Consider the following 19785-nt stretch of genomic DNA (forward strand, 5'->3'; position numbering starts at 1 on the left):
AAGGCCCGAAAAAAGCCTGCCCGTTCTACTACCAACTCGACCACCTCGGCACCCCACAGGAACTCACCGACTACAGCGGCGAAATCGTCTGGTCCGCGCAATACGACGCCTACGGCAAAGTCGCCGCTGTGACCTTGGCCGGCGAAGACTACCTCGACCAACCGCTGCGTTTTCAGGGGCAGTACTTCGATGTTGAAAGTGGGCTGCATTACAACCGGCATCGGTATTACGACCCGAGGCTAGGGCGGTATCTGACGCCGGACCCGGTGAAGCTCGCGGGTGGGTTGAACCAGTACCAGTACGTGCCGAATCCGACGGGATGGGTGGATCCGTTGGGGTTGAACGGATGCCCGCCAGATGGAGACGGAAAAGGGAATCCAACGGCACCATGCGGGAATGCAAAGGTTGATACCAGAGAACCTCTTCCACCGGATATAGAATGGTCGAGTCCTAGCGTTAAACGAGCTTCTGCGCTGCTGGATCAAGGTGCTAAGGACGTTACTGTTAACAGTCGAGCTGAAGCTGAAGAATTGTTCAGAGGGAAATATTTAGGTCAAGGATATAGGAATGCTGAAGAGTTCAATTCCGTTACCGCCAAAGACTATTTCCAAACGCCCTTTGGGAAAGAATCGTACTATCACTGGGATGACACAGCTGTATCTAATGTTGTGAATCGAAAAGTTTACATGGCAAATCATAGTCCTGACGATCCGCATGCTGTCATGCCTCATCTACAATTGCATCCAAAGGACGGCAAAGTAATCCGAATTTACTGGCCAAACTCATTTGCAGGTCAAAAATGAAACAGCAGAAGAAAATCGCTCGTAGCGTATGGTATGGACTCGAAGGGACGAGCTACGACAATATTGCACAAGAACTTCCGTGCAAAGATCACTCAAGTCGAAAATGGGTCTCAATATATGCTATATACAAATATTCTTTCTCAGGCGATCCGCATCAATATTACGATTTTATTCATAAATCGAAAGGGTTTAGGTTTTCGATTGTAGTGTTTACTTTGGCTATTAAAGAAATTGGCTCCAGCGATGGTATTGATGATCGGGATGTCGTGATATTAAACTTTGTGCCCGTTAATTCTGAGGAGGATATCTATACGGTTTTGGAACGGCTCGCGATCAATCCGGAATTATTCTGCCCCCCATGGCGGTGCGGGTATCCGATTTGATTAGTCCATTGCCACCGCCGGCGCAGAGCACACAACGCGATGTTGATGGAGTCTGTGAACTAACGAATTCACACGAGAGTAATATGGGGCGAGCCTCATCAAACGGAAAAATGAGCATTTACAAAGTGATTTCTAGAAAAGTATGGTGGGGGCTGGAGGCTAGAAATTACACAGAGATAGCCCAAGAGATGCCTTCGCATGATCGTTCGCTTCGGAAATGGGCTGCCATTTATGCTGTGTATCACTTGAATTTTATGGATAGGCACCCAGGAGAACGCTATTACGACTTCCTTGAGGATTCCAAGAGCTCTAAGTTCGTCTTCATTGAGTTCACCGTGCCAGTTCATATTTTGGAAGCCAGAGATAGTTTTGGTGCTAGCGATACCACAATTACAAAACTGAAAAAAATGGAGACGGAGGACGAAATAAATGCCTTTCTTGAATTGAATGGGATTAATCCAGAGTTGTTCGTTCCCCCTTGGGCTTGCGACTATCCGATAGATTGAGAATTAGTCGTGACTACTTACTACCCTTCCGTGTCTTGAAAGAGGGGCATGTGATCGCTAGATTCTGATTGTGAACTAAATGGAGTTCATGATGCGCTACTATGCCTGGTTTAACCAACTAACTGTGATGTCTGCACCGGAGGCGCTACAGCATCAAGCAAATACACACTAAACCCCACAACCCCCTTCGCATGATGCTTAGCCTGCGAAGCCATCTCCGCAAGCTGGCTGGCATCAAGCGCTGCACAAGCCTCAGGTCGCAAATGCACTACCCCAATCGATAACGACAACAACGCAAACTCCTGCCGCACACCCTGGCGATTCGGCGCAATAAAACATCCCGCCTCAAGGTGTTCAGGCCGATAGAAGCGGCGGCATTGGCTTTGGAAATCGTCGAGCAGTTGGTTGAGGCGTTTGCGCCAGTCTTCGGGGCCGAGGACGAGGAGGAAGTCGTCGCCGCCGATGTGACCGACGAAGTCGCGGGTGGGGTCGATACGTTCGTTGAGGCATTGCGCGAGGCAGAGCAGGACTTCGTCGCCACGGCCATAGCCGTAGATGTCGTTGAAGGGTTTGAAGCTGTCGATGTCGACGTAGCAGATAATCGATTCGCGGGCCTGTTGCAGCAGGCGGGTGAGGCATTGCTGGATCGGTACGTTGCCCGGCAGCAGGGTCAGGGGATTGGCGTAGCGCGCCTGTTGGATTTTCAGTTCGGTGATCAGTTTCAGCACGTCGATCACCCGGCCGAGGCCGAGGTAACTGCCGTTGAGGGTGATGATGAAGTCTTCTTCGATGCGCTGGCGGGCGCGGCTGGTGATCAGGCGGCTGACTTGCTGCAGCGACTGGCTGATTTCCACGGCGAGGAAATCATCGTTCATCAGGCGGCTGATCGGTTTGCGCGCGAACAGATCGGTGGCAAACGGTTTAAGCAGTGCGTCCGACAGCGAGTGGCGATGGACGATGCCGCAGGGCTGGCCTTGTTCGTCGAGCACCGCGAGCGAATTGAGATTGGCCTGGCGGCGGAAGGCTTCCAGTACCGTCGCGGTGGGCGTATCGCGTTGCACGGCGGGCTGGTCGTTGAGCAGGGCGCTGAGGTCGCTGCCTTCGTCATTCAGCGCGACGGCGCTGCTATCGTGTTTGGGCATTAAGGCGCGAGCGTCGCGGGATGGATGTTCCTGAGGGCGGCCGAGCAGGTAGCCCTGCACCAGGTCGACGCCCATTTCAGTCAGCACCGCGAGTTCTTCCGGCAACTCGATGCCCTCGGCAATCACCTGCGCGCGGGACGCTTTGGCGATTTGCAGAATCGAACCGACAAACTCTCTTTTCAATGCATCCTGATGAATACCGTCGATGAAGTGCCGGTCGATCTTCACGTAATCCGGACGCAATTCCGACCACAGGCGCAGGCTCGAATAGCCTGCGCCCAAGTCGTCCAGCGCAATGGAAAAACCCATCGCCCGATAGTGATGCAGAGCGGTTTGCAGCAACTGAAAGTCATCGATTGGCGTCTGCTCGGTGAGCTCGATGACCACCTGGCTCGGCGCAATGCCCAAGTCCTGCAGCAGTTGCAACGTTCGTCCGGGTTGGTGCGCGGCTTCGAGCAAGGATTCTGGCGAGACGTTGAGGAACAGCTTGCCCGGCAGTTGCTGCTCATTGAACCGGCGACAGGCGCTTTGCCGGCAGGCGATCTCCAGTTCGCTCAATCGGCCAGCCTGTCGCGCCACGGCGAACAGGGCAATCGGCGAGTGAAGAGGGCTGTTGGACGGGCCACGGGTGAGGGCTTCGTAACCGAGAATGCGGCGTTCGGAAAGACAGATGATCGGCTGGAACAAGCTGTGTAAACCGCTTTGAGTCAGGATCGAGCTCAAGGCGCTCAGCTGTTCGGTCGTGGTCATGGCAGTCTCTGGCGATAAAAAAAGGACCGGGAGCGCTTGCTCCCGGTCCTTTATTGCACGACAGAATGATGACTGTTTGATGACGATCCGGGGATCGCCAGCACTAAATTGCCATCACTTACTTCTTGGCCACCTGATTGCTCAGTTTCAGGTAATCCAGCAGGACGCGCCCGGTTTCGCTCAGGTAGGCATCATCTTCCGGTTTGACCTTGTCCGGCTCGGCAGCGGCCAGTGCGTCTTCGTCTTCTTTCTTCAGCTCTTTGAGCGGTTCTTCGCCTTTGGCCTTGCGACGGATGTTCTCCATCGCCAGTTGCTTGGCGTCGATGTCGGCGTGCTGGGCGCGACGATCAGCTTCGTTGAGGCTGACGGTTTTTTCTTCCATCAGTTTCTGCGCCAGGGCCAGCTTGTCGCGGATGAACACGAACTCGGCATCCTTGTTGGTGCGCGCGTCATGTTCGGACTTCAGCTGGGCGAGGAACGGCTTGAACGGATCGGCCGCTGGTTTGATCGCCGCGCGGATGGTGTCCCACGGCATGGCTTCCGGCAGGGCGCTTTCGCCAATTTCCTTGGTGTCGATCAGCGACGGGTAGTCGATGTCCGGCAGCACGCCCTGATGCTGGGTGCTCTGCCCGGAGACACGGTAGAACTTGGCCAGGGTCAGTTTCAGTTCGCCGTGGTTCAGCGGCTGAATGGTTTGCACGGTGCCCTTGCCGAAGGTCTGGCCACCGATGATCAGCGCACGGTGGTAGTCCTGCATGGCGCCGGCGAAGATCTCCGAAGCCGAAGCGGACAGACGGTTGACCAGCAGCGCCATCGGGCCTTTGTAGAACGCGCCCGGGTTTTCGTCCTCGAGGACGTCGACACGGCCGTCGGCGTTACGCACGAGTACGGTCGGACCTTTGTCGATGAACAGGCTGGTCAGCTCGGTGGCTTCCTGCAGGGAGCCGCCGCCGTTGTTGCGCAGGTCGATGACCACGCCGTCGACTTTGTCCTTCTGCAGCTCGGTCAGCAGCTTCTTGACGTCGCGGGTGGTGCTCTTGTAATCCGGATCACCGGCACGGAAGGCCTTGAAGTCGAGGTAGAAGGCCGGGATCTCGATCACGCCAAGTTTGTAGTCCTTGCCGTCCTGTTTCAGGCTGAGGATCGACTTCTTCACGGCCTGATCTTCGAGCTTCACCGCTTCACGGGTGATCGGCACGATCTTGGTGGTCTGGTCGTTCGGCGCATTGCTCGCCGGAATCACTTCCAGGCGCACCACGGTGCCTTTCGGACCGCGAATCAGTTTGACCACTTCGTCCAGACGCCAGCCGACCACGTCGACCATTTCCTTGTTGCCCTGGGCAACGCCGATGATCTTGTCGGCCGGAGCGACCTGCTTGGTCTTGTCCGCCGGGCCTGCCGGCACCAGACGCACGACCTTCACTTGATCGTTGTCGCTCTGCAACACGGCACCGATGCCCTCGAGGGACAGGCTCATGTTGATGTCGAAGTTTTCCGCGTTATCCGGCGACAGATAGTTGGTGTGCGGGTCGTAGGACATGGCGAAGGTGTTGATGTACGCCTGGAAAATGTCCTCGGCACGGGTCTGGTCGAGGCGCGCCAGCTGATTCTTGTAGCGCTTGGTCAGGGTTTCCTGGATCTGCTTCGGCTCTTTGCCGGCGATCTTCTGGCGCAGCACTTCGTCCTTGACGCGTTTGCGCCACAGGTCGTCGAGTTCTGCGGTGGACTTGAGCCAAGGCGCGTCCTTGCGATCGATCAGCAAGGTCTCCTTGGTGTTGAAGTCCATCTTGTCGACGCCTTTGTTCAGCTCGGCAAGGGCGAAGTCCAGACGCGCCTTGACGCGGTCCAGGTAGCGCTTGTAGATGGTGAACCCGGCGTTGAGGTCGCCGCTTTTGAGGAAGTCGTCGAACTGGGTCTTCCACTTGTCGAATTCGGCGATGTCGCTGGCCATGAAATAGCTGCGCGACGGGTCGAGCAGCTTGATGTAGCTATCGTAGATGATCACCGAGCGCGCATCGTCGAGCGGCGGCTTGCTGTAGTGGTGACGCTTGAGCAACTCGACGACGTTCAGGCTGGCGATGACTTCATCGCGATCAGGCTGCAACTTGTCCCAGCTGTTGGCTGCGAATGTGGTGCCCGACACCGGCAACAGGCCGATACCGATGAAAAGAGCGAGGGCGGTGCTGGGGAGCAGATGCTTCATGCTGATTCGACGCGGGGACAATTGATAACGCATATTAGGCCGTCTTTGAAGTCGCCGGTTCTTTGAGAGCCGGTCGCATAATGCAAAAAGCCCGGCGCTACAGCTTCGGGCTCAGTCCAGACTCACTATGGAGGCAGTGTGAAGGCATTGCAAGGCGTTGAAGGTCAAGTGGCATGGGTTGAAGAGCCGAGTCTTACCTGCGATGTAGGACAAGTCCGCATCCGGGTGGCGGCAGCCGGCCTCAATCGCGCCGATTTATTACAGAAAGCAGGGCTTTATCCGCCGCCACCCGGGGTCAGCCAAGTGCTTGGTCTTGAGTGCTCCGGGGTGATCAGCGAGGTCGGCGCGGGCTCGTCCTGGCAAGTCGGTGACCGGGTCTGCGCCTTGCTGGCCGGGGGCGGCATGGCCGAAGAGGTGGTCGTCGACGGACGGCATGTGCTGCCCGTGCCCGAAGGTGTTTCGCTGATCGAGGCGGCGGCATTGCCCGAGGTGTACGCCACCGTCTGGCTGAATGTGTTTCAACTTGCAGCGCTGAAACCCGGTGAGAAAATTCTCCTGCACGCCGGCGCAAGTGGAATCGGTTCAGCCGCCATTCAGCTGTGCAAAGCCTTCGGCAACCCGTGCTGGGTCAGCGTCGGTTCCGCCGAGCGCCTGGCTTACTGTGAAGCGCTGGGTGCGCAGGGCGGCGTGGTGCGCACCGATGATCTGGAGAGCCTGCGCGACTTCGGGCCGTTCGACGTGATTCTCGATCCGGTGGGCGGCAATTATTCAGCATTGAACCTCAAGCTGATGGCGCTGGACGGGCGTTGGGTGCTGATCGGTTTGATGGGCGGGCGCGAGGCGACACTGGATCTGGCGCAGGTGTTGGCCAAGCGTGTGCAACTGCTCGGTTCAACGTTGCGCAGTCGTGGCGATCAGTTCAAGGCCGATCTGCTCAGTGATCTGGGCCAGCATGTCTGGCCGCTGTTTGCCGAGGGCCGCTTGCGTCCGCAATTGGCCAAAGCGTTTGCGGTGAAGGATGCCGAAGCAGCGTTTGCCGAACTGGCGAGCAATACGGTGGCGGGCAAGTTGGTGTTGGTGATCGATGAGGGTTTGAGCTGACAGCAAAACAAGGTCAAAAGATCGCAGCCTTCGGCAGCTCCAACAGAGGCACGCATTCCAAAAGTAGGAGCTGCCGAAGGCTGCGATCTTTTGCTTTCATTTCCAGAGGTGGATCGGCCAGCCGGATTTTTCCGCGTGCTCGAGTAGCACCGGATCCGGATTGACCACGTGTGGAAAATCCACTTTCAACAGCAGCGGCAAGTCATTGCGCGAATCGGAATAGAAACTCGCGCCCTCGAGGTTTTCTTCTTCGGCGTCCAGCCATTCCAGCAGGCGAGTGATCTTGCCTTCGCGGTAGGTCAACGTGCCCACGGTATGGCCGCTGTAAACGCCGTGCGCGACTTCCAGTTCAATCCCTAGAATCTCGTCGATGCCGAGTCGATCGGCAATCGGTCTGACCAGGTGCGTGCCCGACGCTGAGATCACCAGAATCCGGTCGCCGGCCTTGCGGTGCGCGGCGATGGTTTTGGTCGCGTCGCTGAAGATGATCGGTTCGATAAAGTCTTCAACCCACGGCCCGACTAGGTGCTCGACTTCTTCTGGCGTACGGCCGATCAGCGGTTCGAGGCTGAACGCCATGTAATCTTCCATGCGTAATTTGCCATGGCTGTAGGCGTCCATCAGTTCGTTGTTCTTGCGCATGAACGACTCGGGATCGACCCAGCCCAGGCGCCCCATCTGCTCGCTCCAGAGGGTGGCGCAGTCGCCGTGGATCAACGTTTCGTCCAGATCAAAAATTGCCAGGGCCATCAGTGCAGTTCTCTCTTCAACGTCAGCAAAGTCATCAGGCTACCTCACACAGCGCCGTCGGATCGATGGAAAGTGCCAGGCGCTGTCCGTCGGGATGCAGATCGGCGGCGGAGCGGTTGAGCACATCGACCACCAGTTCCACGCCGCGTGCTTCGACGCGATAGCGAATGACGTTGCCGAGCAGGCTGTGGCTGCGGATCTGCGCGTCGAGTTCGCCGTCAAGGCTCAGTTCGATGGCTTCCGGGCGGATGGCGATGCGGTGGTTGATCGTTCGTTGCAACAGCTTCGACGCAGCCTCGGCGTCGAGCAGGTTGTAGTTGCCGATGAAGCCGGCGGCGAATACATCGACCGGCGCGGTGTAGAGGGTTTCGGCATCGCCACTCTGGACGATCTTTCCCTGATTCATCAGGAAAATCCGGTCCGACATGGTCAGCGCTTCTTCCTGATCGTGGGTGACGAAGATCGTGGTCAGGCCGAGCTCGCGCTGGATCTGACGGATCTGTTCGCGCAAGTGCTTGCGAATCCGAGCATCGAGCGCCGACAGCGGCTCATCCAGCAGCAACAAGCGCGGGCGGGTTACCAGCGAACGGGCGAGGGCGACGCGTTGGCACTGACCACCGGACAGTTGATGCGGATAGCGGCTGGCGAAGTCGTGCAGTTCAACCAGTTTCAACACTTCAGAGACGCGCTTGTGGCTGTCATCGGCGTTGACCTTTTGCATGCGCAGGCCGAAGGCGACGTTCTGTTCGACGGTCATGTTGGGGAATAGCGCGTAGCTTTGAAAGACCATACCGATGCCGCGTTTCTGTGGGCTCAACGGCACGAGGTCGACGCCATCGAGCAAAATCTTGCCGCCATCCACCGGTGTCAACCCGGCGATGCAACGCAGCAAAGTCGACTTGCCGCACCCGGACGGGCCGAGCAGGGTGACGAACTCGCCTTTGTTGATTTCGCAATCGATGTCGCTGAACACCGTGGTGCCGGCGTAACTTTTCTGCAGGTGTTGGACGCTGACGTAGCTCATTCGCTTTTGTCCTTGTTCAAGATGTTGGCGATCCAGGTCAGGACCAGCACGAAAAAGAAATACGAAATGACCAGCGCACTGGTGAAGTGGCCGCTGCTGTTGCGCATGTTGTTCAGGTACACCTGCAGGGTTTCGTAGCGGGTGCCGACGAGGATGTTGGCGAACACGAACTCTCCGAAGAGGAACGAGAAAGACAGTAGCAGCGCCACCATCAGGCCTTTGCGCAGATTCGGCAGCACCACCAGAAACGCCGCTTGAAAAGTGCTGGCGCCAAGCAGTTGCGCGGCGTCCATCAGGTCGCGCAGGTTGATCGCTTGCAGGTTGTTGGTGATCGCGCGGTACATGAACGGCAGCGCCACGGTGAAGTAACAGCCGATCAGAATCCACGGTGTGCCGACCATCGCCATCGGCCCGGAACCGTAGAGCTGCAACAGCCCCACCGAGGACACCACCGGCGGTACCGCGAAGGGCAGCAGGATGAGGATGTTCATCAGCGCATCGAGTTTCGGAAAGTAGTAATGCACGACGAACAGCAACGGCAGGATCAGCACCACCGATAACACCAGCGCGCCGACGCAGACGATCAGCGACTGACCGAATGCATGCAGAAAGCGCGGATCGCTCCACAGCTGGATGTACCACTTGAAGGTGAAACCGCTGGGCAGAATCGTTGCCGACCAACTGCTGGCGATCGAATAGACCAGCGTGCCCAGCAGCGGCAACAACAGGATGGCGAACAGCAGATAGACCACGACGCGGTGGTAGAGGCCGGCCGGCCCGGATTCAGCGCGAAACATGGTAGCTCCTCTTCAACAGCAGTTGATGCACGACGGTGACGATGGTCATCAGCGCCACGAGCACCACGGCCAGGGCGCTGGCCAGGTTCGGGTCAAGGGAAATGTCGCCGGAGACCATTGCCGCAATACGGATCGGCAGAACGTTGAAGTTGCCGGTGGTCAGCGCATAAACCGTGGCGTAGGCGCCGAGGGCGTTGGCCAGCAGGATCACGAACGTGCCGAGCAACGCCGGGGTCAATACCGGCAGGCCGATGTGCCGCCAGAACTGCCAGCCGTTGGCGCCGAGCAGTGCGGCGGACTCGCGCCAGTCCTCCCGCAGAGCGTCGAAAGCCGGGTAGAGGAGCAGCACGCCGAGGGGAATCTGGAAGTAGGTGTAGAGGATGATCAGGCCGGTTTTCGAGTACAGGTTGAAGTCCTGAATGATCCCCGACTGCTTGAGCATGATGGTGATGCTGCCGTTGAAACCGAGCAGGATGATGAACGCAAAAGCCAGCGGCACGCCGGCAAAATTGCTGGTCATGTTGGCGAAGGCATTCACGAAGTTGCGCAGCTTCGAATCGACGCGGCGTAGTGAATACGCACCGAGCACGGCGATGATGATGCCGAATACGCTCGACCAGAAACTGATCTCCAGGCTGTACTGGATCGCCTGCCGATAGAACTTCGAACCGAAGATCTTGCTGAAGTTGGCCAGGCCCCAGCCGGACTCTTCCGATTGCAGGCTGTTGATCATCACCCAGACCAGCGGGGCGATTTCGAAGACGATGAAGAACAGCGCGAAGGGCACCAGACACAGCGCCGCGAGCCATTTACCGCGATTCATGGCATTCACTTGAGCAGCTCCCGGCACACAGGTTTGTCGTGGGGCACGCCGAGCAGTTCGCAGACCGTGCCGCAGATCTCGGTCTGCGTTGGTGTGGCGTCAGGGTTGAGGCTGAACGCCTCGCCGAGGACGAACAGCGGCACCTGACGTTCTTCCTCCAGCAGGCCGTTGTGCGAACGATCGTTGTTCATGCCGTGGTCGGCGGTCACCAGCACCTGGTAACCAGCGTCGAGCCAGGTCTGCAGATAGTCGGCGAGGATGACGTCAGCCGAGCGCGCGCTGTTGCGGTATTGCGCGCTGTCGAGGCCGTGCTTGTGCCCGGCGTCGTCGATGTTCATCGGGTGGATCAGGAGGAAATCCGGCGCATGACGCAGGCGCAGGTTCTCCGCGTCGGCGAACAGGTGCGAATCCGGATAATGGTCGTTCCAGTAGAAATGCCCGTGCTGGATCGGCAATGTCGGATCGTCGGTGTGGCGGTCGCGCGCGGCCACGAACGGTGAGCGGTTATACAACTCGCTGACCCAGTGATACGCCGCAGCGGCGGTTTCCAACCCGGCATCGCGGGCGTAGTGATAGATGCTGCGCTGGTTGGACAAGCGCGAGACATTGTTGTGGACGATGCCGCTTTCGATCGGCGGCACGCCGGTGAGAATACATTCGTAAAGCGGTCGGGACAGGGCCGGCAGTTCGCACTCCAGTTGATAGAGCGCCGCGCGTCCTGCGCCAACATAAGCCTGCAGATGCCCCATGGCGTGACACGCAACCTCGTAGTTGAGGCCGTCGAGCACGACAAGGATGACGTTGTGCTTCATAGGGGCAAGAACTCCGCGAAATTCAGATATTCCGAAATCAACTCAATCCCTTGTGGGAGCGAGCTTGCTCGCGAAGGCGTCAGATCAGCCAACATCAATGTTGAATGAATAACCGCATTCGCGAGCAAGCTCGCTCCCACAGGGATCTTTGTCGGATCAAGCAGTGGGTCAAGCCATCACTTCATTTCTACGATGACTTCTTCGTTCCACTGCTGCGGCAGGGCTTTGGAGGTCTTCTCCCATGCATCGGCGTCCTTGACCGGCGTGACGTTTTTGTATTGCTCGTTCGGCAGCAGTTTGGCTTTCACGTCTTCCGGCAGTTGCAGGTGTTCGGCGCGGATCGGCCGGGCGTTGCCGCGGGCGAGGTTGGTCTGGCCGGCGTCGCTGAAGATGTATTCGCGCGTCAGCTTGGCGGCATTGGGGTTTTTCGCGTACTTGTTGATGATCGTGGTGTAGCCGGAAATCACCGAGCCGTCGGATGGAATCAGCACTACGTAATCATCCGGGTTGGCCATCTTGGCTTTGTAGCTCAGGCCATTGAAGTCCCAGACCACGCCGACTTCAATCTCGCCTTTTTCCATAGTGGCGATGGTCGGGTTGGCCATCGACAGACGACCCTGTTTGGCGAGGTCGGCGAACAACAGCAGGGCAGGCTTGATGTTTTTCTCGTCACCGCCATTGGCCAGTGCGGCAGCGAGGACACCGTTGGCGGCCTGGGCAGCAGTGCTCACGTCGCCGATGGAGACTTTGTATTTACCGGTTTTCAGGTCAGCCCATTTGGTCGGCACGTCGGAGCCGTTCAGCAGCTTCTTGTTGACGATGAAGGCGATGGTGCCGGTGTAGGCCAGTGCCCAGTTGCCGTCCTTGTCCTTGGCCCAGTCCGGAATCTGATCCCAAGTGCTTGGCTTGTACGGTTGCACCACGCCTTGCTTGACCGCGATCGGGCCGAAGGCAGCACCGACGTCGCCGATATCGGCGGTGGCGTTGTCTTTTTCAGCGGCGAACTTGGCGATTTCCTGAGCCGAACTCATATCGGTGTCGATGTGTTTCAAGCCGTAATTCGCAGCCAGATCATCCCAGGTGCCTTTCCAGTTGGCCCAGTTGTCGGGCATGCCGACGCTATTGACGGCGCCTTCCGCTTTCGCAGCGGCTTCGAGGGTTTTCAGATCGGTGTCGGCCGCCATGGCGGCGCTGCACATTGCAATGGTCGAGCCTAACAGTGTTGCCAGGAAAAGCTGTTTCATTCCGAAGCTCCTTGGTCGTGTTCAACGCTGCGATTGCGGTTGGGTTGGTCTAGGTCAGCAATACCTGAGCCAATTTAGGCGGGCTGGATGACATTTTGATGTCGATGGCCTTGTGGCTGATCTTTTCTCCGCCCGGGATTGGCCGTTGCCAAACAAGCGTAGACCATGACGCAGGCCCGATACGCAAGGGACTTGGCCGATGTATTGCAAGCCGTGAAAGCGACCGTTCGGTAGTTTTGTCATCTGTCGGTCATCTGCACTGCCTAGGCTTGCAACATACGAAGGCGCTTTGATCGGCGTTCGTATTTGCCCCGAAACAGTGCTGGTCTAGTCCAGATAGGTAACGTTGATGCGCGATGAGGCAACGAAAGCGGTGACAGCGATTGGCCAGGTGCTGCAGGAGCAGATCGATCATGGTTTGCTGGCGGCCGGGAGCAAGTTGCCCGCTGAACGCAAGCTGAGCGAGCTGTTCGGGACGACGCGGATCACTGTGCGTGAAGCGCTGTTGCAGCTTGAGGCACAGGGGCAGATTTACCGTGAGGAGCGGCGTGGCTGGTTCGTGTCGCCGCCGCGTCTGGCTTATAACCTCATGCAGCGCAGTCACTTCCACGCCATGGTCAGTGCGCAGGGGCGCGAACCTTCGACCGAGGTGATTTCGGCGCGGTTGCAGCCGGCTTCGGCGGCGGTGTGTGCGTGGTTGCAGTTGCCGGCGTTGTCGAGCGTGATTCAGATTTGCCGCTCGCGGCGGATTGATGGGCGACTGGTGTTGTATGTCGAGCACTACCTGAATCCGCAGTTTTTTCCGGGGATTCTTGAGTTTGATCTGAATCAGTCGATCACCGAGTTGTATGCGCGGCATTTCGATTTGCACTATGGGCGGGTGCGGTTTGAGATTGTGCCTACGTCTTTATCTGTCGATGCGGCGGCGGCTTTGCGGGTGTCGGTGGGGAGTCCGGGATTGAGGATTGCTCGGGTCAATTATGATCAGCATGGGCGGCTGATTGATTGTGATCTGGAGTTTTGGCGGCATGATGCGATTCACGTAGGGGTTGATGTGGTTTGATCTTCTGGTCGCTGCGCTCCCACAGTCACCTCCCTCTCTACTTGCCCACCGCCGCATTCCCATACAGATAATCCGTCGCCAACGACGCCAGTGTCCTCACCCCAACCACCAGCGCCGACTCATCCACAAAGAACCCCGGATTGTGATTCGGCGCGGCTTTGCTCATGTCCTGGTCCCTCGGGGTCACTCCAAGAAACACAAACAGTCCCGGCGCTTCCTTGGCGAAGAACGAGAAATCTTCCGCCCCACCCACCAGCGGTCCCTGCACCACATCATCCTTGGCCGCCCACTTCAATGTCGGCAGCATTTTCTCGGTTAGTGCAGGGTTGTTAATCGTCGGGTCGTATTTTTCGATGATGGTGACGTCGGCTTTGGCGCCGCCGCTTTCGGCGATTTTCTCGATGGTCTGGCGTACGTCGCTGTGCAGTTTCTGGCGGATGCCGTAGTCGTAGGAGCGGATCGTGCCGGTCATGTCGAGTGATTCGGGGATGATGTTGTAGCGGGTGCCGCCGTTGATGGTGCCGATGCTGACCACCGACGGGTAAGAGGAAATGTCGGTGCGGCGGCTGACCACGGTCTGCAGGCCGACGATGGTTTGCGCGCCGACGGTGATCGGATCGATGCCGTCCCAGGGGCGGCCGGCGTGGGTTTGTTTGCCGTGGATCTTGATGCGCAGGTCGTCGGAGCTGGCCAGGGTCGGGCCGGGGCGGTAGGCGATCTGGCCGGCGGGGACGCCGGCCCAGACGTGCAGCCCGAACACTGCGTCTGGTTTCGGCGATTTCATTACGCCTTCCTCGACCATCATCTTCGCGCCCCAGGTGTTTTTGCCGTCGGGAATGAAGTCGCTCGGGCCTTCTTCGGCGGGCTGGAAGTAGAACACCACGGTGCCGGGCAGGGTGTCGCGCATGCCCGTCAGAATTTTCGCTGCGCTGAGCAGGATTGCGGTGTGGGCGTCGTGGCCGCAGGCGTGCATGACGTCGACTTCCTTGTCGAGATACGTGCCTTTGGCTTTCGAAGTGAACGGCAAGTCGGAGACTTCCTTGACCGGCAGCGCGTCCATGTCGGCGCGCAGGGCCACGGTCGGGCCGGGCAGGGCGCCTTTCAGCACGGCTACAACGCCGGTGCGGGCGACGCCGGTTTTCACTTCCAGGCCCATGGCTTGCAGCTGTTTGGCGACCAGTTCAGCGGTGCGTTTTTCAGTGTTGCCAAGTTCTGGATGAGCGTGAAGGTCGCGGCGGGTTTCCAGCAGCTCCGGCTCGAGCTTCTGCGCCTGCTCGGCGATGCGCGTGCGGGCGCTGTCCATCGTCGCGGCACTGGCGTGGCTGGCGACCAGGGTGAGCAAAAGGGTCTGGGCAATGCGCGTCAGTTGCATGGGCTTCTCCTTGATTATTGTTGTGGGCTTCCTTGCCTGTGACAAAGGCTTTGCACGCAAGTGCGATCGAGTCAGGAAAGCGCTATGCGCTTCGACAGATTTACGTTTGAGCATAAGTTATCAGCGAAAACTCCTACCGCTTTATCAGTTCCGTCCGGCGTGACAGATAAAACGCGGGCGATAACCATGTACCGCACCGCACAACATCTATTTCCATAAATTTCTCCAGGTACCGGTCACGTTATTGGCTGTTTGAGGGTAACGGGTCAGTGCGACAAAACTATTGTCCATGGAGGACTTATAAATGCAGCGTAATGGAATAACGCTTCCGCCGATTGTTGTGCGTCCGGATAAACAAGATGAATATTTACATTATTTAGGTGCAGGGGACGGCTCGGGACCAGGCATTAACTTTGCGCCGTTGGGTGAAATACTCGATATGGAAAGTATCTACAAAGATACTTCCAGAAATATTGCTCAAGTCATCGAACATGAACTGGCAGAAGTGCGGGCAGCAGGCGACCAAAGTGTATTGCCGCCTTTGGATGCGCTGGCGCGGGAGATGCGATTCAGGGAGTCGCTGACGACACGAAAATTCAATGCGTTTTTCGTGGCGAGAGACGTTGCCATTCAACGTTTCAGTCATGCCCAAATTGAAACGTTTTTTAACGGTGGCCGGTTACCGCAGGTAAATCGGCGAGGCAGTAGTGTCAGCGTTCGGCAGGCCTATAGCGCCTTGTTCAATGCCAAGTTGTTGGTCGAAGGCATCAACTTGTTGAACAGCCAGTCGGCCACGGTCAAGGGCATGATTGCCGTGGTGCAAGCGCAGGAAGCCGAGCGGATCGCTCAGGAGCAGGCGCGGTTGGCGGCGGAACACGCCAGGCAGGTTGCACAGGAACAGGCCCGCGTTGCTCAGGAGCAAGCGCGGCGGCTGGCGGAGGAGCTGGCGCGGCAGGCCGCCGCCGATGAAATCAGGCGGCTCGAAGAGGAACAGGCCCGTTTGGCGGCTGAGGCACTAGAGCGCAAGCGTGCCGAGGAACAGGCAGCGCTTGAGGCTGAGGCCGAAGCACGCAGGGTTGCTGAGGAAAAGCGCCGGCAGGACACCTCCGGTGGGCACAGTAGCCTGTTGCGCTTTCAGGGCAATACCAGCCACGCCCAACTGGTATTTGCGACGTCCGCTGGTGCGGTCGCGATTGCCGACAACCTGATGGCGGGTTTTGCCGCCTCGATTCGCTCGGCGGTGGCCGGTTTATCGGGGCTGGCTGCTGGCACGGCGTCCGGTCTGATGGTGGGGGTAAGTGCGTTTGTCTACTCCCCGGTGTTGGGCAATGGGGAATTGCCTGAACGCTTTCTGCTCAGCCTCCCACTGGCAGATCTGCTGCCCGGTCAACTGCCTGATCTGGACAGGCTGGCAAGCGAAAGGGCACGACTGAATCTGCCGGTGCGTTTGAGCGCCCGGCCGCTGACGGGCTCTCTCGCCGAACTGCTTGTCGTTCCGGTAGCGGGGACAAAACGGCCTTCTGGCGTTCGCGTGGTTGCAGCTGGTTTCAACGCAGGGAACAACACTTACAGCGCGACGCTCACTGACATCCCGCCGACAACCGCGGTCTGGACTCCCGCAGTAACGCCGGCAGACAGTTCAACGCTGTTCCCCATCGAGAATCCGTCCCCACCGCGATATATCGGCGGCAACCTCGTGCCGATTGAAGGACGGATCGACGCTTACCCAGGGCGGGGCAACATTCGTTTCGACGACTTCATTCTGGTCTTCCCACCGGAATCGGGTCTGCCACCGCAGTACGTCATGTTCCGGGATCGACGCAATGATCCAGGGGTGGCGAGTGGTCATGGAGCGCCGGTTGCGGGTGGATGGCTAGGGGCTGCTGCGCAGGGTGATGGGGCGCCAATCCCATCGCACATTGCTGATCAGTTACGGGGTCGTCAGTTCAACAGTTTCAGAGCATTCAGAGAAACATTCTGGAAAGCTGTTTTCAATGACGAAAAACTGGCTGACTTATTTAATGAAACAAGTTTGAACGAAATGAAAAAGGGCAAAGCCCCGATAGTTAGAATGAACGATTCAGCAGGAGCAAGAGTGAAATACGAACTGCATCATAAGGTCGGCTTGGCCGAGGGAGGGGATTTATATAATGCTGACAACATAAATATCGTTACCCCGAAGGCGCATGTTGAAATTCATAAAGGGCTTTGATATGAGATCGATACAGGATATGAGAGAGGAAGATTTTCTCGAGTTTGTCAGGAAAATACATGATTCCGGGTTTACTACAGAAAAGCAGCAAATTGCTGCCATTCTTGAGTTCTGCCGGCTAGTTGAACATCCATCTGGTTACGATTTGATTTACTACCCAGAGGAAGGTAAGGATGGGCCTGAAAATGTTGTCTTGGAGGTAAAAAACTGGCGTTCCGCTAATGGCAAACCTGGTTTCAAGGCCAGATAAAGCTAGCCCCCTATTGGTATTACCTGCCAATAGGGGGCCATCTCTGTTCAGCTTTCCTTTTTGATTTCCACCCCAGGCGTAATCACCTGCACACTCATCCGCGGCGTCGCCAGATCCAGCCCCGCCTCATCCAGTTGCCTTTTCAGCGACAAATTGAACGCCCGGGAAACTTCCCACTGCTTGATCGGCGCAGTCTTGAACCGTGCGCGCAAAATCGCGCTGCCGGACTCGAAACTTTCCACACCCTGAATCTCCAGCGGCGACCAGATGTTACGGCGTTGTAGCGGATCGCTGCGCATCTTCTGGCCGACGTCGCGCATCAGTTTGATCGCGTCGTCGATTTCCATGTTGTACGGCACGGCGACGCGGAAGATGGCGTAGCCGAATTCCCGCGAGTAGTTCTTGATGCTTTTGATTTCGCTGAACGGGATGGTGTGGACGATGCCGTCGATGTCGCGCAGGCGCACGGTGCGGATGGTCAGACCTTCGACGGTGCCGAGGTGGCCGCCAACGTCGACGTAATCGTCGATGGCCAGCGAGTCTTCGATGATGATGAACAGGCCGGTGATCAGGTCGGCGACCAGCGACTGCGCGCCGAAACCGATGGCCAGACCGATCACGCCGGCACCGGCCAGCAGCGGCGTGACGTTCATGCCCATGTTCGCTAGGGCGACGATCAGCGCGATGATGAAAATCGCCACGAACAGCACGTTGCGGATCAGCGGCATCATCGTCTGCGCCCGCGCATTCGCCAGGCCTTTGCGCGAGCGGGTGAGGGCGTGGTGCACGGCGGTGTCGGCGAGGATCCAGATCAGCCAGGAGAAAATCAGCGTGCCGATCAGGCTGAACAGTTTGACGCTGATGTCATGGCCATCGCCTTCGGCGAACGCGATCAGCGAATGGCCCCAGACGCGCAGGCCCAGTTCGATGAAGATCAGCCACACCAGCAAATGCGTCAGGGTGTAGAAGAAGTTTTTCAGTCGCTCCGAATACAGCGCATGGCGTTTCGGCCCGCGTTGCGGTTTCAGCGAATGGCGGCGCACGAGGCCGTTGATAACCATGCACAACACCAGCAGCACCGTGCAGATCAGCGACTGCCGCAGCGCGGTGCTGGTGTCGCCGGCGGAGACAAACGTGGCAAACAGCGAGATGCCGACCAGCACCAGTGCCGGCACGTACCAGAAGGTGCCGAGGATTTCGATGGTGTCGCTGAGGGCGCGGCGGGTCAGGCGCCGCGACAGCGGTTGGTTGCGGATCAGGTGTGCGATCGGTCGGCGGAATCGCAGAATGAACAGGCCGGTCGACAGCGCCGCGAGCACATTGGCAGTGGTCGCGGCGGTGTGCGCCAGATGCACGCCCAGGCTCTCGACCAGACGCGGATCACTCAGCGCTTCACCAAACGCGGCGAAGCTGCCGATCAGCCACAGCGGCCGAAACGCCTGATGACGCAGAATGTACAGCGCGCGATGGCGGTGCGGGCCATCGAGCAGGGAGAAGGCGATCACGCAGATCGCCGAAAAACAGGTGCCGACCACCAAGGCATAGGCCAGCACCATCGCCAGGCTTTTGCCCAGTGACGACGGCAGCACGTAGCTCATGTACACCGTCATCACCAATGCGATCAGCCACGGCCCGAGCTTGCGCAGGGCAAAGCGCAGCATGTCGAGGGCCTTGGGGTGTTGCGGCAGTTCTTCGGTGAGGCCGAAGCGCAGACGCACGCGGTGGCTGAGCCAGATCAGCGCGGCGGCGAGCAGACTCCAGACCATCAGGATCACCGCGAAACCGAAGATGATCGGCAGCCATTCATTGGCCGGCAGCAGCTTGCTGGTCAGTTCGTCCTTGGCCAGATCGAATTCGTTGGACCAGCGGGTAATCGGGCTGTCGGCGCCGGAAAACTGTTTTTCGAAGCTGGCGAGGGTGCCGCCGATCAGGCCCAGCACGCCTTCTTCGGGGGTGGTCTGAGCTTTCTTCGTGGCGTCGCGCAGCTTCTTCAGATCACTGAGCAGCTGCGCGCGTTGCTTGTCGTTTTCCAGCGACTTGATCACTTCGTCCAGGGACTGGCCGAGGGGTTCCACGGCTTCAGGCTGCGGTTTGGAAGTGTTGAGCAGGCCGGGCAGACCGACTGCCTGGGCGGGCGCCAGCGGCAGCAGCGTCATCAGGCAGACAAGCAGCAGACCGGGCAAAGCAAAAAGACGAGCAAACACCAGAAGACAACCTCGCGATAGGCGGATGCGCTGGAGTGTACGAGGCCCCTTGGCGCAATGCGAGCCGGGCGCGGTCATTCGTTGAGTTTGGCGAGGATCTTGTAGACCACCGTGGCGAGGATCATCAGCATACCGATCCACATGGCGAACACCCCGGCGTTCTTGTCGCGGAAGTTGAAGCCGATGGCCAGCAGGATCATTCCGCTGAGGATGGGAATGAGCATGGCGTGGAAGGAGGACATCGAGATCATGGAGACTGCCTTGTCTGTAGAGGATTCTTGCAGTCTAGGCGGGTTTTCGAGGCAGGGTGTGATGTGGCTCAGGAATGCATCAGGCCGAGAGGATT

At 58.2% G+C, this 19785-nt stretch carries 18 protein-coding genes; 7 read left to right on the forward strand and 11 right to left on the reverse strand.

The window, feature by feature from the left end; translation table 11 throughout:
- From QMX86_RS18270 to QMX86_RS18280, 3 genes are all read left to right on the forward strand, one after another.
- The coding region (locus QMX86_RS18270; RefSeq protein WP_282384556.1) for an RHS repeat-associated core domain-containing protein at positions 1 to 803 on the forward strand (803 nt) is incomplete at its 5' end.
- Positions 800 to 1186, forward strand: a complete 387-nt coding sequence (locus QMX86_RS18275) for a hypothetical protein (RefSeq protein WP_130929273.1) — start codon at positions 800 to 802, stop codon at positions 1184 to 1186. The genes QMX86_RS18270 and QMX86_RS18275, both read left to right, overlap by 4 nt.
- 110 nt (positions 1187 to 1296) lie before the next feature.
- The gene (locus tag QMX86_RS18280) at positions 1297 to 1692 is read left to right on the forward strand and encodes a hypothetical protein (protein ID WP_130929272.1); all 396 of its coding nucleotides are present in this window, start codon (positions 1297 to 1299) and stop codon (positions 1690 to 1692) included.
- Between the two features lie 110 nt (positions 1693 to 1802).
- Here the strand turns inward: QMX86_RS18280 and QMX86_RS18285 are convergent, their stop codons facing one another.
- Together QMX86_RS18285 and QMX86_RS18290 are read right to left on the reverse strand one after the other, a co-directional pair.
- Positions 1803 to 3584: a bifunctional diguanylate cyclase/phosphodiesterase gene (locus tag QMX86_RS18285; protein ID WP_282384561.1), complete on the reverse strand. Its 1782-nt coding sequence runs from the start codon at positions 3582 to 3584 to the stop codon at positions 1803 to 1805.
- Between the two features lie 118 nt (positions 3585 to 3702).
- The gene (locus QMX86_RS18290) at positions 3703 to 5787 is read right to left on the reverse strand and encodes a carboxy terminal-processing peptidase (protein ID WP_161806099.1); all 2085 of its coding nucleotides are present in this window, start codon (positions 5785 to 5787) and stop codon (positions 3703 to 3705) included.
- A gap of 138 nt (positions 5788 to 5925) precedes the next feature.
- Here QMX86_RS18290 and QMX86_RS18295 point away from each other — a divergent pair, with 138 nt between their 5' ends.
- Positions 5926 to 6888, forward strand: coding sequence for a zinc-binding dehydrogenase (locus QMX86_RS18295; protein ID WP_282384562.1), 963 nt, complete (start codon positions 5926 to 5928; stop codon positions 6886 to 6888).
- Positions 6889 to 6984: 96 nt separating this feature from the next.
- On the opposite strand, the gene QMX86_RS18300 is transcribed toward QMX86_RS18295, so the two are convergent.
- From QMX86_RS18300 to QMX86_RS18325, 6 genes are all read right to left on the reverse strand, one after another.
- On the reverse strand, positions 6985 to 7638 hold the full coding sequence (locus QMX86_RS18300) for an HAD family hydrolase (RefSeq protein WP_095180777.1): 654 nt from the start codon (positions 7636 to 7638) through the stop codon (positions 6985 to 6987).
- Positions 7639 to 7672: 34 nt separating this feature from the next.
- Positions 7673 to 8662 (reverse strand): ABC transporter ATP-binding protein, encoded by a 990-nt coding sequence (locus QMX86_RS18305; protein WP_122705855.1) that lies wholly within the window; start codon positions 8660 to 8662, stop codon positions 7673 to 7675.
- Entirely contained in the window at positions 8659 to 9459 is an 801-nt protein-coding gene (locus QMX86_RS18310) for an ABC transporter permease (RefSeq protein WP_110645119.1), read from the reverse strand. The genes QMX86_RS18305 and QMX86_RS18310 overlap by 4 nt, the downstream gene beginning before the upstream one ends.
- Entirely contained in the window at positions 9446 to 10282 is an 837-nt protein-coding gene (locus QMX86_RS18315) for an ABC transporter permease subunit (RefSeq protein ID WP_161984092.1), read from the reverse strand. Before QMX86_RS18315 ends, QMX86_RS18310 begins: the two co-directional genes overlap by 14 nt.
- A gap of 5 nt (positions 10283 to 10287) precedes the next feature.
- A complete protein-coding gene (locus tag QMX86_RS18320) occupies positions 10288 to 11094 on the reverse strand; it encodes an alkaline phosphatase family protein (protein ID WP_282384563.1) in 807 nt (268 codons plus the stop codon).
- Positions 11095 to 11270: 176 nt separating this feature from the next.
- Positions 11271 to 12338 carry an ABC transporter substrate-binding protein gene (locus QMX86_RS18325; RefSeq protein WP_041479304.1) on the reverse strand — a complete coding sequence of 356 codons (1068 nt, stop codon included), beginning with the start codon at positions 12336 to 12338 and terminating at the stop codon, positions 11271 to 11273.
- 349 nt (positions 12339 to 12687) lie between these two features.
- Here QMX86_RS18325 and phnR point away from each other — a divergent pair, with 349 nt between their 5' ends.
- Positions 12688 to 13401, forward strand: a complete 714-nt coding sequence (gene phnR, locus QMX86_RS18330; protein WP_016773745.1) for a phosphonate utilization transcriptional regulator PhnR — start codon at positions 12688 to 12690, stop codon at positions 13399 to 13401.
- A gap of 37 nt (positions 13402 to 13438) precedes the next feature.
- Here the strand turns inward: phnR and QMX86_RS18335 are convergent, their stop codons facing one another.
- Positions 13439 to 14773: an amidohydrolase gene (locus tag QMX86_RS18335; RefSeq protein WP_282384565.1), complete on the reverse strand. Its 1335-nt coding sequence runs from the start codon at positions 14771 to 14773 to the stop codon at positions 13439 to 13441.
- Between the two features lie 304 nt (positions 14774 to 15077).
- Between QMX86_RS18335 and QMX86_RS18340 the strand changes: the two genes are divergently transcribed.
- The gene (locus tag QMX86_RS18340; protein WP_282384567.1) at positions 15078 to 16985 is read left to right on the forward strand and encodes an S-type pyocin domain-containing protein; all 1908 of its coding nucleotides are present in this window, start codon (positions 15078 to 15080) and stop codon (positions 16983 to 16985) included.
- A 19-nt stretch (positions 16986 to 17004) separates the two neighbouring features.
- On the forward strand, positions 17005 to 17235 hold the full coding sequence (locus tag QMX86_RS18345) for a bacteriocin immunity protein (protein WP_305887775.1): 231 nt from the start codon (positions 17005 to 17007) through the stop codon (positions 17233 to 17235).
- A 47-nt stretch (positions 17236 to 17282) separates the two neighbouring features.
- On the opposite strand, the gene QMX86_RS18350 is transcribed toward QMX86_RS18345, so the two are convergent.
- Positions 17283 to 19439, reverse strand: a complete 2157-nt coding sequence (locus QMX86_RS18350) for a mechanosensitive ion channel domain-containing protein (RefSeq protein WP_073472619.1) — start codon at positions 19437 to 19439, stop codon at positions 17283 to 17285.
- A 74-nt stretch (positions 19440 to 19513) separates the two neighbouring features.
- Complete coding sequence (locus QMX86_RS18355) at positions 19514 to 19690, reverse strand: hypothetical protein (RefSeq protein WP_016773747.1); 177 nt, start codon at positions 19688 to 19690, stop codon at positions 19514 to 19516.
- Between the last annotated feature and the right edge of the window lie 95 nt (positions 19691 to 19785).

Origin of the sequence: Pseudomonas sp. PS01270, assembly GCF_029959775.1 — a bacterium.
Lineage (GTDB): Bacteria > Pseudomonadota > Gammaproteobacteria > Pseudomonadales > Pseudomonadaceae > Aquipseudomonas > Aquipseudomonas atacamensis.

Excerpts from the sequence above, each read along its gene's own strand:
- QMX86_RS18275 (WP_130929273.1), top strand. The coding sequence starts at position 800 with ATGAAACAGCAGAAGAAAATCGCTCGTAGCGTATGGTATGGACTCGAA.
- QMX86_RS18280 (WP_130929272.1), top strand. The coding sequence starts at position 1,297 with ATGAGCATTTACAAAGTGATTTCTAGAAAAGTATGGTGGGGGCTGGAG.
- QMX86_RS18285 (WP_282384561.1), bottom strand. The coding sequence starts at position 3,584 with ATGACCACGACCGAACAGCTGAGCGCCTTGAGCTCGATCCTGACTCAA.
- QMX86_RS18290 (WP_161806099.1), bottom strand. The coding sequence starts at position 5,787 with ATGAAGCATCTGCTCCCCAGCACCGCCCTCGCTCTTTTCATCGGTATC.
- QMX86_RS18300 (WP_095180777.1), bottom strand. The coding sequence starts at position 7,638 with ATGGCCCTGGCAATTTTTGATCTGGACGAAACGTTGATCCACGGCGAC.
- QMX86_RS18305 (WP_122705855.1), bottom strand. The coding sequence starts at position 8,662 with ATGAGCTACGTCAGCGTCCAACACCTGCAGAAAAGTTACGCCGGCACC.
- QMX86_RS18310 (WP_110645119.1), bottom strand. The coding sequence starts at position 9,459 with ATGTTTCGCGCTGAATCCGGGCCGGCCGGCCTCTACCACCGCGTCGTG.
- QMX86_RS18315 (WP_161984092.1), bottom strand. The coding sequence starts at position 10,282 with ATGAATCGCGGTAAATGGCTCGCGGCGCTGTGTCTGGTGCCCTTCGCG.
- QMX86_RS18320 (WP_282384563.1), bottom strand. The coding sequence starts at position 11,094 with ATGAAGCACAACGTCATCCTTGTCGTGCTCGACGGCCTCAACTACGAG.
- QMX86_RS18325 (WP_041479304.1), bottom strand. The coding sequence starts at position 12,338 with ATGAAACAGCTTTTCCTGGCAACACTGTTAGGCTCGACCATTGCAATG.
- phnR (WP_016773745.1), top strand. The coding sequence starts at position 12,688 with ATGCGCGATGAGGCAACGAAAGCGGTGACAGCGATTGGCCAGGTGCTG.
- QMX86_RS18335 (WP_282384565.1), bottom strand. The coding sequence starts at position 14,773 with ATGCAACTGACGCGCATTGCCCAGACCCTTTTGCTCACCCTGGTCGCC.
- QMX86_RS18340 (WP_282384567.1), top strand. The coding sequence starts at position 15,078 with ATGCAGCGTAATGGAATAACGCTTCCGCCGATTGTTGTGCGTCCGGAT.
- QMX86_RS18345 (WP_305887775.1), top strand. The coding sequence starts at position 17,005 with ATGAGAGAGGAAGATTTTCTCGAGTTTGTCAGGAAAATACATGATTCC.
- QMX86_RS18355 (WP_016773747.1), bottom strand. The coding sequence starts at position 19,690 with ATGATCTCGATGTCCTCCTTCCACGCCATGCTCATTCCCATCCTCAGC.